Source organism: Rothia nasimurium (genome assembly GCF_049068285.1).
GTDB classification, from domain to species: domain Bacteria; phylum Actinomycetota; class Actinomycetes; order Actinomycetales; family Micrococcaceae; genus Rothia; species Rothia nasimurium_I.
The window spans coordinates 38,176-52,154 of sequence record NZ_JBLKPV010000004.1 but is presented as its reverse complement, the minus strand read 5'-3'; the positions used below and the strand labels follow the sequence as shown (position 1 = coordinate 52,154).

The window sequence follows — 13,979 nt, the reverse complement described above, 5'->3', positions numbered from 1 at the left end:
AGGGAAAATGGGTCTTCACACCAGGGTATCGGGTGCGGGTGCGCTTGGGCGGAAGGGGGCTGGGGTGAGGTGTAATACGGGTGACACAAGCCTGCCTGCCCAGAAAAAGCTGTGAGACTGCCTGTTCTCAAGTAAACTAAGTTGCCGAACCACCCGTTCAACCGACGGGTTTTCTTTTACCACCAACCAGGAGGTTCCTTTGGAACTCGACGTCACTATTGAAATTAACCGTGGCTCACGCGTCAAGTACGAAATCGACCACGAGACCGGCCGCCTGCGCCTGGATCGCGTACTGTTCACTTCTATGCAGTACCCCACCGCTTACGGCTACTTTGAGGACACCCTGGGTGAAGACGGTGACCCGCTTGACGCCATGGTAATCCTGGACGTTGATGTTGTTCCCGGCGTCCTGGTTGAAGCCCGCCCCATCGGCGTTTTCCGCATGACCGACGAGGCTGGCGGCGACGATAAGGTTCTCTGCGTTCCTGCAGACAAGCGCTACGACCACATCCAGGAAATCGGTGACGTTGCCGACCAGCTCAAGGAAGAAATCAAGCACTTCTTCGAGCGTTACAAGGACCTGGAGCCCGGTAAGTGGGTTAAGGGCGAAGGCTGGGAAGACAAGGCTTTTGCTGAGAAGCTGGTAGTTGAGGCCCAGGAGCGTTTTGAGAAGTCTCACTACGAGTCCGCAGCTGAAGCTGAGGCAGACGATAACTAAAGATGGGCTGGGGTAGCGGGAGCTACCTTGTGCACCTACTGGTCAGGAGGCTGAACCCTGCAGGGTTCAGCCTCCTTTTCTCTGTGGAGGGTGAGGACGCCGGTAGCTGGCGGGGTGGGCTGGGCCTGCTGGGAGCCGGTAGAGTGGGTTTTCATGAAGCTCAACTTCTCTCTGGCCCATAAGATTGCAGGTACCCTGGCTCCGGCTGGCCCCCGCGCTGAGGCTTCCGCTAAGCGCCGTGCCGTCGAAGAGATGCGGTATGCGGCTACCGCTGCCGTTGACTACGTCCATGCCATTACTGGACTAGCTGCTGCAGAAAATTTGCATGATTCTGAACTGCTGATTGTTGATCGGGCGACCTGGGTGAAGGCTAATACCCAGTCCTTTGAGATGATGCTTGGGCCTATTGCCGAGGAGGTGCTGGGTTCCCGGTTCAGCAAGCTATCTGATACCGAAAAGATGGTGACTGAGGTGGGGGGTGCCGCAGAAATTGGGGCTGTGCTGGCTTTCTTATCCACCCGCGTCCTGGGTCAGTATGATCCTTTTGCTGCGCTGGCTGGCCACGGGGCCCCCGGCGGCCGCCTGATGATTGTTGCCCCCAATCTTCTTGCCTTGGAGAAGGAACTCAACCTTGACCCGGCGGATTTCCGCCTCTGGGTTGCCTTGCATGAACAGACCCACCGGGTTCAGTTTGCGGCGGCCCCCTGGCTGCGTGACCACCTTTTGAACCTCATGCACGAGCTTGGTCGCGAACTGGGCGATACCAGTGAGAATCTGTCGGAGCGGATCGTTACTGCTGCTACCGGGGCTGTGGCCAGCATGAAGAAGAAGGAGGCTCTGGGCGAGTCGGTTCCTGCCGGCCAGCTGCCGAAGGCCGCCCTCTTGCTCAGTGACCGGGGCCGGGACCTCATGGACGCGGTGACCGGCGTGATGAGCCTGCTAGAAGGCCACGCCAACGTGGTTATGGACGCTGTGGATGCCGATATCGTACCCTCTGTGAAAACTATCCGCCGCCGTTTCGAAAGCCGCGGTAAAAACCAGGGCTTCTTCCCCCGCTTTATGGGCAAACTCCTGGGCATGGATGCCAAAATGGCCCAGTATAAGAATGGGCAGAAGTTCGTACAGACTATTGTTGACGAGGTGGGTATGGAGTCTTTCAACCGGATCTGGGAGGATCCTGCCAACCTGCCCACCGTGGCAGAAATTCATGCCCCGGACCGCTGGATTGACCGGGTCTTGGGTGAAACCCCCAGGAGCACCGGCAGGGAAGGCCAGGAAAAGGCATAATGCAAAACCAACGTAAGAGCCGCCTAAACCCGGTGGTGGGTGCCGCCCGCCGCTCTGTGGCAACCGTCCTTGATCGGGTGTTTGGGGCGGGGACGGTCGCCCCCACCGGCGGTAAGGTCCAGCGGGAGGCCGGGGAACGGCCCCTGATACTGGCTGCGGTTTCCGGCGGCCCGGACTCCCTGGCCCTAGCTGTCCTGCTGGCCCATTTTAGCCGTCGCGGGGACGTCCGGGTGGGGGCCCTTGTGGTAGACCACCAGCTTCAGGCTGGTTCAGCCCAGGTGGCCGAGGAGACCGCCCAAATTCTGCGCGGGCTGGGGCTGAGTCCGGTGCTGGTTGAGAAGGTGGCCGTTGAGAGCGGTCAAGAGGGGCCCGAAATGGCTGCCCGCACCGCCCGTTACGGGGCTTTTGCCCGGGCTATGGCAGCAACCGGAGCTGAGGCTGTTGCCCTGGGCCATACCCTCGATGATCAGGCTGAGACTGTACTGCTGGGTCTGGCCCGCGGTTCGGGTACCCGCTCCCTGGCCGGTATGCCCCTTGACCGTACTGAAGAGCACCCGGCCGGTCCTGTCCGCCTGATCCGCCCTATGCTCGCCCTGCGGCGCACCGAGATCGAAGAGATCTGCGCCGACGCCGGCCTGACCCCCTGGCAGGATCCCACCAACACCGACCAGTCCCTCATGCGGGCCCGGGTGCGGCACTCCATCCTGCCCTATCTTGAAGAGAATCTGGGTGGGGACGTCGCCACCTCCCTGGCCCGCACCGCCACCATAGCTGGGGCCGACGCCGACTACTTGGCTAACCAGGCGGAAGCCGCCCTGGCCTCTGTCCTGATCAGCGCGGACGAGCTGGCCCCGGTTGCCCCTGCCCTTGCAGCCAGTGTGGGGGTTCAGAACCTCACTGGAGCTATCCTGCTTGACCGGGCTACCCTCGCAGGCCTGCACCCGGCCCTGCGCGGCCGCGTCCTGGCCCTAGCCCTGGAACGGGCCGGTGGAACCGCCCCCGGTTTCGAACGACTGGCTGCCCTCGATGCCTTCATCTGTGACCACGGAACAGCAGGTCCCCTCCAGCTACCCGGCCATGTCTCTGCCTACCGCCGCCGCCCCGGAGCCACCCTCATGCGGGGGGCCCAAGCGATAAACCTCAAAAAAACCGGCCTCATCGTTTTACTCAGGCCCGCCCCATAAACCATACTTAAGAGAGAACAAGCGCTCGCGCCCGTCTACAGGGCCTGGCGCCCAACCTTTCCTCCAGCAGAAAGCAAACAAACGTGGACGCACTCGACGTACAGAACGACATTAAGCACGTCCTCTTCACCAAGGAAGAGATCGACGCCAAGATTAAGGAACTCGCAGCCCAGATCGACAAGGACTACGAGGGCCGCGATGTCCTGCTGGTCGGCGTCCTCAAGGGTGCCATCATGGTGGTAGCCGACCTCTCCCGCGCTCTGAAGACCCACTACACCATGGACTGGATGGCTGTTTCCTCCTACGGATCTGGCACCAAGTCCTCCGGCGTCGTCCGCATCCTCAAGGACCTCGACACCGACCTGACCGGCCGCGATGTTCTCATTGTTGAAGACATTATTGACTCGGGCCTGACTCTCAAGTGGCTCCAGCAGAACCTGGTCTCCCGCGGTGCTAACTCGGTTGAAATCTGCACCCTGCTGCGCAAGCCCAAGAGCGTCAAGACCGATGTTGACGTCAAGTACGTCGGTTGGGACATCGAACCCGAATTCGTTGTCGGCTACGGCCTGGACTTCGCCGAGCGCTACCGCAACCTGGACTGCATCGTTACCCTGGCCCCCCACGTCTACTCCTAAGACTTAAAGCCACCGCAGGAGACGAGGTAAGACACCTCGTCTCTTGTGCTTTAAAGCCACCTCCTTTAGCCCTGAGGTGAAACCCTAGTCTCATGGAGCATTCACCCAGCAATTTTGGGTACATTAGATAGGTCTAGGCTCAGTGCACCCTGTGCGGGGTGGGCGGGTCTGAAAGATTTTGGTGGGGAGGTTCCCCGCCCCGTCATTGTGTGGAAGGCATGCCTGTGCAGAAAACGGATAACGCTCCCGATCCTCAGCAGAAGAAGGGTTTCTTCGGCAAGCTTATTTCGGGGCCCTGGTTCTGGGTCTTGTTGGCTGTGCTGATTGCTGTGCCCATGTTTTTTGCCAACTCATTGGCAGCTTCCACCCGGGTTGATACCAATGTCGGTATCGGCCTGTTGAATGACCAGAAGGTTGTCAGCGCCAAGATTTACGACGGCGAGCAGCGGGTTGAGCTGGAGCTGAAGGACGATTACGTCACTTCTGCCGGTGAAAACAAGGGCAAGAAGGTGAGCTTCTTCTACGTTGCCCCGCGTGCTGTTGATGTCGTGGACGCCATGGATGCTGCTGAGCTGGAGTCTTTCACTGACCAGCCGGTACGCACCAACTGGTTCACCTCCATGCTGTCCTTTATGTTGCCTTTGATTATTCTGGTGGCGATTTTCTGGTTCATGATGAGCCGGATGGGCGGCGGCAGCTCCCAGATTATGAACTTCTCTAAGTCTCGGGCTAAGAAGTTCAACAAGGACAACCCCACCGTTCGTTTTGCTGATGTGGCCGGTGTTGATGAGGCCCTGGCTGAGCTCGAAGAAGTACGCGAGTTCCTGGCTGAGCCTGAGAAGTTCACCCGCCTGGGCGCCAAGATCCCCAAGGGCGTTCTGCTCTACGGCCCTCCCGGTACCGGTAAGACCCTGTTGGCCAAGGCGGTAGCCGGTGAGGCGGGCGTTCCCTTCTACTCGATTTCAGGTTCTGACTTCGTTGAAATGTTCGTGGGCGTGGGCGCTTCCCGCGTGCGTGACCTCTTCAAGGAGGCCAAGTCCAACAAGGCCGCCATTATTTTTGTGGACGAAATTGACGCCGTCGGCCGCCAGCGCGGCGTCGGCATGGGCGGCGGTAACGACGAACGCGAGCAGACCCTCAACCAGCTACTGGTTGAGATGGACGGCTTCGACGGCACCTCCAACATCATTGTCATTGCGGCAACCAACCGCCCCGACGTCCTTGACCCGGCCCTGCTGCGTCCTGGCCGTTTCGACCGCCAGGTGGGTGTGGACGCCCCCGACCTCAAGGGCCGCCAGCGGATTCTTGAGGTTCACGCCGCCGGTAAGCCCATTGACCGCCGCGTTGATTTGGCCTCCGTTGCCAAGCGCACCCCCGGTTTTACCGGTGCTGACCTGGCCAACGTCATGAACGAAGCTGCCCTGCTGACCGCCCGCGACGGCGGTAACGTCATTGACGAACGCGCCATTGACGAAGCTATTGACCGCGTCATGGCTGGCCCCCAGCGGTCTTCCCGCATTATGAGTGAGCACGAGCGTAAGGTCACCGCCTACCATGAGGGCGGCCACGCCCTGGTAGCTGCTGCCCTGCGTAACTCTGCCCCGGTTACTAAAATTACGATTCTGCCGCGTGGCCGGGCCCTGGGTTACACCATGGTCATGCCTCAGGACGACAAGTACTCTACCACCCGCAATGAGCTGCTTGACCAGATGGCCTACGCCATGGGTGGCCGGGCCGCTGAGGAAATCGTCTTCCACGACCCCTCAACCGGTGCCTCAAACGATATTCAGAAGGCAACCGATACCGCCCGCAAGATGGTGACCGAGTACGGTATGAGCGCCAAGGTTGGTTCCGTCCGCCTGGTGGCTAAGGAATCAGATCCCTTCCTGGGTGGCGGTGCCGGTGGCGGCAACCAGCACTCAGATTCCCTGGCCTACATTGTGGACCAGGAAATCCACGACCTGCTGGCTATGGCCCACGACGAGGCCCACGAGATTCTCACCGAGAACCGCGATATTCTGGACGCCCTGGCCTACGCCCTGCTAGAGCGGGAAACCCTGCTCGAAAATGAGATTGCAGAGATTTTCGCTAACGTACGGAAGCGCCCGGAGCGGGCCCAGTGGCTCTCCAAGGAGAACCGCCAGGTCTCTGACCTTCCCCCGGTGCTTGCCCCCAGTGAGAAGAAGTCTGAGGCGGCTGAGCCGGTTGCTCCTGCTGAGCCCCTCGTCCAGCAGCCTACTGTTGACCCTATGGAGCCGGGTAACCCCCACCCGGGTGCCGCAGGCCCCGCAGGTAACCCTGATATTGACCCCTTGGGAGGTCCCCGCTAATGGCTGTTGATCAGGCCCGTATTGAGGCTGCCGTCCGGGAAATCCTGCTGGCTATCGGTGAGGACCCTGACCGCGATGGCCTGCTAGAGACTCCGGCCCGCGTAGCCCGGGCCTATGACGAAATGTTTGCTGGCCTTAGCATGGATGCAGCCGATATCTTGGGGACCACCTTTGATATCGACCACTCTGAGCTAGTGCTGGTCAAGGACATCCCCTTCTATTCGACCTGTGAGCACCACCTGGTGCCCTTCTACGGGCACGCCCACATCGGCTATATTCCCGGTGGTGACGGTAAGGTCACCGGCCTATCCAAGCTGGCCCGCCTGGTAGATGTCTACGCTAAGCGCCCCCAGGTGCAGGAGCGTCTGACCACCCAGGTGATTGAGGCCCTTGAAGAGCACCTGCAACCCACCGGGGCTATTGTGGTGATTCAGGCTGAGCACATGTGCATGTCCATGCGCGGGGTTCGCAAGCCCGGGGCTAAGACGGTCACCAGCGCCGTCCGCGGGGCCCTGCGCGACCCTGCCACCCGGGCTGAGGCCATGAGCCTGATTATGGCCTCCTAGTTCCTCGCAGGGGAGCCTGATTTTCACAAAAGGACCGCATTTTATGCGGTCCTTTTTAGGTTTTGCGATCCCCTTGGCTAAGACGGGAGAGGCGGGGTAGGGGCCTGAAGCTGTTAGCCTGGGAGCATGACTCTTCCTCACGCTCACGGTTCTTTCACCCAGCTACCTACCGACCGCACCCTCATCATGGGTATTCTCAACGTCACCCCTGATTCTTTCTCAGATGGGGGTTTGTATCAGGACGCTGGGGTGGCAGTCGCCCACGCCAGGGAACTGGTGGCCCAGGGGGCAGACATCATTGATGTGGGTGGGGAATCAACCCGCCCCGGGGCTACCCGCGTTGACCTGGCGGAGGAGCAGCGCCGCGTCCTGCCTGTAATCGAAGCTCTAGCGGCTGAAAATATCGTCATGTCGGTCGATACCCTCAACCCCGAAACCGCCCGTGCGGCTGTGGCTGCCGGTGCCCAGATCATCAACGATGTAGCCGGTATGAGTCTGCGGGATGACATGGTTGAAACCGTCGCTGAGCTGGGTGTTCCCTACATTCTCATGCATTCGCGGGGTACGTCGATCACGATGGATTCTCAGGCTGTTTATGCCGATGTTGCTGGTGAGGTGTTTCGGGAGCTTTTTGCCCTGCGCGAGCGACTGCTGGCCGGGGGAGTGGCACCTGAGCAGATTATTCTGGACCCCGGCCCGGGCTTTGCCAAGCAGGGGGAGCAGAACTGGCAGATTTTGGCCGGGGTGAGGTCCTTAGCCCAGGACGGCCACCGGGTGCTGGTTGCCGGGTCGCGGAAGCGGTTTATTGCCCAGCTCTTGCGGGAGCAGGACGCAGCTGCCGCGGGTCTTCAGATCGAGCAGGTGGAGGAGCGTCCGGCGAGGGGGCGGGACGTGGCGAGTGCTGCCCTGTCACTGCTGGCGGCCCAGGCCGGGGCGTGGGCTGTGCGCGTCCACGATGTGAGGGCAACTGCTGACGCCCTGGCGGTGCAGGGGGCCTGGCTGGCGCATGACCAGGGGCACATTGTTTAAGTCTTATGTGTTCTCCACTCGGTACCTTCCTGAAAAAATAATCTGACTGGCCGGTCAGGAGCTGAAACAGACCCGTCATAAAAGAAAAAGTTGCTGTGACTTTAAGCTCCTGAAAGGACGGCGGGGCAGGGCCTGGGGGCGAAAAATTGCCGTCAGAACACGGTAAGTAACCTGTTAGACATGCCTAAGACCACAGCCAGCTAAGGGTGGGGAATGCCCAAAACCCGAGGATAATGGCAACAAACCAGGCCCTGCGGTCCTCTCTCAATGGTGAAAGGTAACTATGCCCGCGACAACCCCCGCCCCCGTCATACCCGGCGACTACGCACGGGCTGACCGCATCACCCTCACCGGCGTCGGTAGCGTGGGCTACCACGGCGTCCTCGAATCCGAAAAACAAACCGGCCAGCCCTTCTTCGTTGACGTCACTATGTTCACCGACTTCACCCGGGCCGCCGAAACCGACAACGTCGCCCACACCGTCAACTATGCAGAAGTTGCTGAAGTTATCAGGGAAATCATCACCGGCGAATCCCTTGACCTGATTGAAACCCTGGCCGAGCGTATCGCGGCAGCAATCCTGAGCCGTTTCCCCCTCCTGGCGGTGGAGCTGACCGTCCACAAGCCCAAGGCCCCCATCGAGGTGACCTTCGCTGATGTCTCCGTCACTATCTTTAGGGAGAAGAATGCCGGTTAAAGCTATTTTGGGTCTTGGCTCCAATCTGGGCGCGAGTGAAGATACCCTCATCAAGGCCATCACTGATCTTTGCTCCCACGAGAAGATCGTGGTCACCAAGATTTCTCCGATTGCGATTACCGCCCCGGTCGGGGGCCCTACTGGGCAACCTGATTACACCAACATGGTGGTAGAGATTGAAACCAGCTTGAGCCCCTTTACCCTGCTGGCCTACACCCAGGCCATTGAAACCAAGCACCACCGCACACGGGAGGTGCGCTGGGGCCCCCGGACCCTGGATATCGACATTATCGACATTGCCAGCCTGCAGATGGACGACCCTGATCTCACCCTGCCCCACCCCCGGGCAGCTGAGCGGGCCTTCGTCCTAGAGCCCTGGGCCAGGATGGATCCTTCTGCCCATCTCTTGGGTAACTCCGTCCGCCAGCTTGCCAACAAGGCGGCAGATGCCGGTGGTATCCGGGAGTTCCACCCCGCTCCGGTGGTGTGCGCATGAGTCTTCGAAACCGGGCCCTTGCCCTTGTCTTTGGCGTAGGCGTTGCCTCCGGGGCCCTGCTGAACCTCTTGAGTGTGCAGGCCGGTGGGCCTGAGTTGTCCCTGCCGGCTCTGATCCTGCTGGCCGCCTTGATTTTGGCCGTCCTGGCCCTTTATTTTGCCCGGCAGGTGTCCCGCTTCAGTCGGGTAGACACCCGGGCTAAAGCGGGCTCTATGAACCCCCTGCTGGCTGCCCGGGTGGCTGTTTTTGCCCAGGCTCTAGCTTTGACCGGGGCCCTGATTGCTGGCTGGCAGCTGGCCCTGGTGGTCTACCAGGTGGGGCTTCTAGCCTCCCGTTCGGCAACTGCCCCTCTGGTGGAGAGCCTCCTGGCCCTGGTCGGCGGTCTTATCATGCTGGTGGCCGGAATCATTGCTGAGAACTGGTGCAAGATTCCTCCCGGGGACGATGAGGGCTCCGGGGGAGTGGGGCAGGTCGCCCCTCAGGCCGGGCCCCTCGCCCGAAAAACAGATGCTTCATAAGGCATGTATATGGTTGTAAAACTCCGGCCTTGCCCAGCAGGCCGGAGTTTTCTATGTCACAATGGAAGTAGATTTTTCCCTATATGAGCTAGCCAGCAAGGAGTTACCGTGACCGACCCGAGCCCTACAGAGAACCTGCTGACCAACTCACCCGCCCGTCCTGACGAGAGCATGACGCCCCAGCCTGCCCCAGCCCAGGCCCAGGACGAGGGGGCAAAGGTGCCCCCGACAACCCCCGTCTTCACCCCGATCCTGCCCCCGCTTGATATGGACGGCCGCCCCAAAAATACCGTTGATCTAGCAGAGGTCACCTGGAAGCGGGTTGCCCCCGCCTACCTGAAAGTGAAGCTGATTAGCCGCCTGATTTGGTCGGTCCTGCTGGTAGGGATAACCTCCCTGCCCCTGATATTTACTGCCGTTTTGGGCTGGTGGGATTGGCCGGCCTGGCTCATCTACCTCCTGCCTGCCCTGGCCCTCATCTGGAGTATCTGGCTCACGGCCCTGACCTCTCGTCAGGTGCGAGCCCTGGGCTATAGCGAACGAGCTGACCACCTGCTGGTGCGTAAGGGCCTCATGTTCCGCACGGTTACGGCTGTCCCCTACGGCCGCATCCAGTATGTTGATGTGTCCTCCGGGCCGATTGCCAACGCCCTGAACCTGGCAGAACTTGAGGTGAAAACTGCCGCCTCCAGCGTCACCATCCCCGGCCTGCCCAAGGAAGAGGCTGCTGCCCTGCGGGAAACCCTCACCGACCTGTCCGATGCAAAGATGGCGGGCCTCTAATGCAGAACCCAACCCCTCTACCCCAAGAGCACACGAGCCTCACTAGCTCCGCCCCCGAACCCGCCGGGCCCGCTGTCCTGGAATGGCGCCGGGCCCACCCCCTGTCTCCCCTGGTGCGAGCCTGGCTGATTGTTGCGGTGCTGGGGTACACCATCGTCACCAACGGCCTTGAAGAGTTTATCGCCGGGGCGAGAAACTTCGACCTCAGAGAACTGGGGGAAGCTGGCCCACCCGACACTATCTTCTTCACCTGGTCAAGCATCTTTGGCGGCTACTGGTACCTGGCGGTACTGGCAGTGATTTTTGTACTTCTTCTGCTGCCCTTTATCTCTACCTGGTTCTTTTACCGCTTTGCTGTGGACGGGCAGAACGTCTACGTCAAAAGCGGCATGCTCTTCAAAACCGAGCGCAAGGCCCGGTTGGACCGGGTGCAGTCCATTGACGTGAACCGACCCTTTGTCGCCCGTCTGCTGGGGTTAGCTGAGGTCAAGTTCGATGTGGCTGACGGGGCGTCCTCTGCCCTGAAAGTGGAGTTCCTCCGCTACCGGGAGGCCCGTGACCTGCGGGAACAACTCCTGGCCCAGGTGCGGGCCCTCAAGGCCGGGGTAGCAGCCCCGTCGCCCTCTGCGGCCCCGGCAACCGGTGGGCCCAGCCCGTCCTCTGATTTAGCTGACCGCCTAGCCGACCACGTTACCGAGAACTTCTTAGGGATTAAGGACGCGGACGAGCGCCTCATCGTGCAGGTGCCGGTAGGGCGCCTGCTGGGGTCCATGCTCCTGACCCTTGGTTGGATCGTGGGTGTGCTTGCCGTAGCCCTGGTTGTTGGTCTACTGCTGTGGGCAGAAGCCTCTTTGGCTACGATTTTTGCCTCAAATGTGGCATTGATTATGGGTATTGCCTCAAGTGCCTGGAAGCGCTTTAACACCGGCTTCAATTTCTCCCTCTCAACCAGTGCAGACGGCCTGAAAACCCGCTTCGGGTTTGCCGATACCACCACCCAGTCCCTGCCTGCTGGCCGCGTCCAAAAGATTGAGGTGGTCCAGCCCCTCCTGTGGCGTCTGACCGGCTGGTACCGGGTGAAGGTGACCCTGCTCGGTAAGGGCGAGGGACAGGGGGACTTTGCCGGTGAATTGCTACCGGTGGGCACTTTTGATGAGGTCATGCGGGTGCTGCCCCTGGTCTTGCCCTCTGAACAGGACGGCGGGGTGTCCCTGCCCCAGCTACAGGCTGGTTTGGGTGGGGCTGGATCTGAGCAGGGGTTCATTGTTTCCCCGGCCAGTGCCCGCGTGTTTGACTGGTTTACCTATCGGCGGAACGGCTTTGCCCTGACCCCGGCCCTGCTGGTGGTGCGTTCTGGCCGGTGGATCCACTCCTTGACCCTGTTGCCCCACGGTAAGGTGCAGGCCCTGGCCCTGTCCCAGGGGCCCTGGCAGCGTCGCCTGGGCTTGGCTAACGTGCAGTTTAAGGTTGCAGGTAGCGCCCTGGGGGTTACGGTGCAGAATACGGACGCCGAGGTTGCCCGCGCCCTGCTGGTGCGGCAGGCCCAACTGGGGGTAGGCTCAGGCAACCAGCTGGGTGCCCCCGCTGGCCGGGGCAACAACATCCCGCCCTTTGAGCTCCTGCCCCTACCCGGCGCTGACTGGACAGACTGATGGGCTTACCTCCAAAGGTTCCATCGCTTCAACTAAATCAGGGGGCCAAAGCCTTTGACGAGAATGTTATTTTCTCTGGTGCTTCTGTCACGCTGGAGCCAGGAGTGTATTACACTTTGACTGGCCCTAACGGTTCCGGTAAGTCGACCCTCATGAGCTGTCTTCTTCTGCATCAGGATTTAACCGAAGGGCAGGTGCTCATCGATGGGGCACCGGTGACCTCTGCGTCTGAGGCCTTCCGTTTACAGGTTTTTGGGCTCAACGACGCGCTGGGCTGGCTTCCCGGCCTAACCGTAGGGCAGCATCTTGAAATACTGGCCGGTGAAGGCCCTAAAATCGCTCAAAAGCTGGGAATGGCTTCTTCTCAGCGTATGAGCGTGCGTCAGGCGCTAGAAGAACTTGGAGTACCCCAGGCTTATGACAGAGAACCGCACACCTTGAGCTCTGGCCAGGAGCAACGCTCCCGCCTTGCGTCCTTGTTGCTCCGTCCTGCCCGTTACTACTTTTTAGACGAGCCAGAAAAGCGTCTTGATACTGCTGGAGTGCAGTGGATTGCTCAGTGGGCGGAGTCTACAGTCTCTGCTGGGGCAGCGGTTTGTATAGCCACACATGACCCGGCGCTTAACGCGTTGCCAGGAACTAAAAATTTGGTGTTTCCATTGGAGACTGATGGGCTTGGTCTAGGGGCCGAGAACGCATGGTAGCGCTCAGGACGCTGGGGTACCGGCTCGGTGCGGTCTATAAGGTATTTTTCTACCTGGTTTTCTGGCTTGCTCTTGCAGGGTCATTCAGCGTCTCCCTGCGTCAGGTTCGAGGCTCCTACCTATATTTCACATTAGAAGATATCCAAGCGCCCGGTTTCTTTATGGGCAGTCTGCTGATTGCAGGAGCTGGGCTAGTCTGGCTCTTTCATCAGTTGGGACCGCTGGCTTACTCGCCGGCTGAACTCTTTTGGCGTTACTCTGGACTTTCATATCCCAGCCGTAACCCCTGGCATTTTCGGGCTATATGGGTTGCTTTAGGCGCGTGGACCCTGCTCTCCGTAATGCTAGCGACTATTTTTGCGCCGCTCTCGGTGACTTGGTTGGTGGGAACGGCGCTGGGCGCTGTAGCGTTTGGGGTACTTATGCTGCACGGTATGGCTGCGGCGCAGCTACTGGGACGGCTGAAGTCTCTTTTGGCTTGGGCAGGTCTGGCAGCGGTTACGGGTTTTCTATTGCTCATCGCTACGACCACCGACTCAGTCGTAAGTGCAAACGTTGCTTTAATTTACGGTCTTGGAGTGCTGGTTCTGTCCCTCGGAATACTTGGAGCTTTTGTGCTCGTTGTTTCAGCTCAGAATAGTCCTCTGGAACGGGTTGCTGCTACCCAGGGGTTTGGGAGAAGTACGCTGCTTCTATACGCCGTCCGTAATCTCAGCGGAGCACAGGGTTACCGCTACTATGGTGGGCAGAGCGGTACCTTCCGCAGAAAACTTGTGAACTCCCGTTCTTACCTTCTATCGATGGCTGCTTTAGCTGATAGCCTGGCCCCGCTCGTTCTTACTACCTTACTGAGTATCCCCCTGGGAATCTTTGTGGGGGTCGGGTTCGGAGCGTCTGGCATCGGTATCGTAACGATTGTAGGTGTCTGGTTGATTGCCTTCTTCTACCGCTGGCTACCGCGGGAATGGTCAGCACAGCTGCCTCTTCGGCAGTGGCTTACAGCTCCTTATTTTTCAACCTTGTTGGGGTTTATCGTGGGCGCTGGTGTTGCTACGGTCATCTATGCCGTGGCAATGACCATCATCTTTCAGCTTCCGGGCATTATTACGGGCGCTGCTCTCTTTTTCGGTATTGCCGTGGCACTAGGAGAGACTGACCCTCTACAGGAATACGACTATAGCCTTGTCGTTGCCCTACCGTCGGGATTAGTAGTTCCGGTTCAGCCTCTGGTAGCTGCTAGTACCGTTGCTTTTCAGATTGGGGTAGTTGCGCTGGCTGTTTTTAGTGGCACTATTCAAGGGCTACTTATTCCCCTAGCCTTCTGCCTGTGGCGTCTTGGGCAGCACTACAGTAAAGGCCGTACCCGGTAAGAGACGGCCC

The 13,979-nt window shown here is 59.8% G+C and carries 14 protein-coding genes; all 14 read left to right on the top strand.

What is annotated here, in order from left to right:
* Window positions 1–121: 121 nt before the first annotated feature.
* The 14 genes from ppa (at window position 122) to ACMXX3_RS04795 (ending at window position 13,969) form a co-directional block, all read left to right on the top strand.
* Window positions 122–718, top strand: coding sequence for an inorganic diphosphatase (gene ppa / locus ACMXX3_RS04860; protein ID WP_421083765.1), 597 nt, complete (start codon window positions 122–124; stop codon window positions 716–718).
* A 153-nt stretch (window positions 719–871) separates the two neighbouring features.
* Window positions 872–2,005, top strand: coding sequence for a zinc-dependent metalloprotease (locus ACMXX3_RS04855; RefSeq protein WP_421083631.1), 1,134 nt, complete (start codon window positions 872–874; stop codon window positions 2,003–2,005).
* On the top strand, window positions 2,005–3,189 hold the full coding sequence (gene tilS / locus ACMXX3_RS04850; RefSeq protein ID WP_421083630.1) for a tRNA lysidine(34) synthetase TilS: 1,185 nt from the start codon (window positions 2,005–2,007) through the stop codon (window positions 3,187–3,189). The genes ACMXX3_RS04855 and tilS overlap by 1 nt, the downstream gene beginning before the upstream one ends.
* Window positions 3,190–3,272: 83 nt before the next feature.
* On the top strand, window positions 3,273–3,824 hold the full coding sequence (gene hpt, locus ACMXX3_RS04845; RefSeq protein WP_421083629.1) for a hypoxanthine phosphoribosyltransferase: 552 nt from the start codon (window positions 3,273–3,275) through the stop codon (window positions 3,822–3,824).
* A 218-nt stretch (window positions 3,825–4,042) separates the two neighbouring features.
* On the top strand, window positions 4,043–6,154 hold the full coding sequence (ftsH, locus tag ACMXX3_RS04840) for an ATP-dependent zinc metalloprotease FtsH (protein WP_421083628.1): 2,112 nt from the start codon (window positions 4,043–4,045) through the stop codon (window positions 6,152–6,154).
* Window positions 6,154–6,720 (top strand): GTP cyclohydrolase I FolE, encoded by a 567-nt coding sequence (gene folE, locus ACMXX3_RS04835; protein WP_421083627.1) that lies wholly within the window; start codon window positions 6,154–6,156, stop codon window positions 6,718–6,720. The genes ftsH and folE overlap by 1 nt, the downstream gene beginning before the upstream one ends.
* A 126-nt stretch (window positions 6,721–6,846) precedes the next feature.
* Complete coding sequence (gene folP, locus ACMXX3_RS04830; RefSeq protein ID WP_421083626.1) at window positions 6,847–7,749, top strand: dihydropteroate synthase; 903 nt, start codon at window positions 6,847–6,849, stop codon at window positions 7,747–7,749.
* 283 nt (window positions 7,750–8,032) lie between these two features.
* Window positions 8,033–8,446 carry a dihydroneopterin aldolase gene (gene folB / locus ACMXX3_RS04825; RefSeq protein ID WP_421083625.1) on the top strand — a complete coding sequence of 138 codons (414 nt, stop codon included), beginning with the start codon at window positions 8,033–8,035 and terminating at the stop codon, window positions 8,444–8,446.
* Window positions 8,436–8,942, top strand: coding sequence for a 2-amino-4-hydroxy-6-hydroxymethyldihydropteridine diphosphokinase (gene folK, locus ACMXX3_RS04820; RefSeq protein ID WP_421083624.1), 507 nt, complete (start codon window positions 8,436–8,438; stop codon window positions 8,940–8,942). The genes folB and folK overlap by 11 nt, the downstream gene beginning before the upstream one ends.
* Window positions 8,939–9,460, top strand: a complete 522-nt coding sequence (locus ACMXX3_RS04815; protein WP_421083623.1) for a DUF3180 domain-containing protein — start codon at window positions 8,939–8,941, stop codon at window positions 9,458–9,460. Before folK ends, ACMXX3_RS04815 begins: the two co-directional genes overlap by 4 nt.
* A gap of 108 nt (window positions 9,461–9,568) precedes the next feature.
* A complete protein-coding gene (locus ACMXX3_RS04810; protein ID WP_421083622.1) occupies window positions 9,569–10,243 on the top strand; it encodes a PH domain-containing protein in 675 nt (224 codons plus the stop codon).
* The gene (locus tag ACMXX3_RS04805) at window positions 10,243–11,895 is read left to right on the top strand and encodes a PH domain-containing protein (protein WP_421083621.1); all 1,653 of its coding nucleotides are present in this window, start codon (window positions 10,243–10,245) and stop codon (window positions 11,893–11,895) included. Before ACMXX3_RS04810 ends, ACMXX3_RS04805 begins: the two co-directional genes overlap by 1 nt.
* Complete coding sequence (locus ACMXX3_RS04800) at window positions 11,895–12,599, top strand: ABC transporter ATP-binding protein (protein WP_421083620.1); 705 nt, start codon at window positions 11,895–11,897, stop codon at window positions 12,597–12,599. Before ACMXX3_RS04805 ends, ACMXX3_RS04800 begins: the two co-directional genes overlap by 1 nt.
* Complete coding sequence (locus ACMXX3_RS04795; RefSeq protein ID WP_421083619.1) at window positions 12,593–13,969, top strand: hypothetical protein; 1,377 nt, start codon at window positions 12,593–12,595, stop codon at window positions 13,967–13,969. The genes ACMXX3_RS04800 and ACMXX3_RS04795 overlap by 7 nt, the downstream gene beginning before the upstream one ends.
* Window positions 13,970–13,979: the final 10 nt, after the last annotated feature.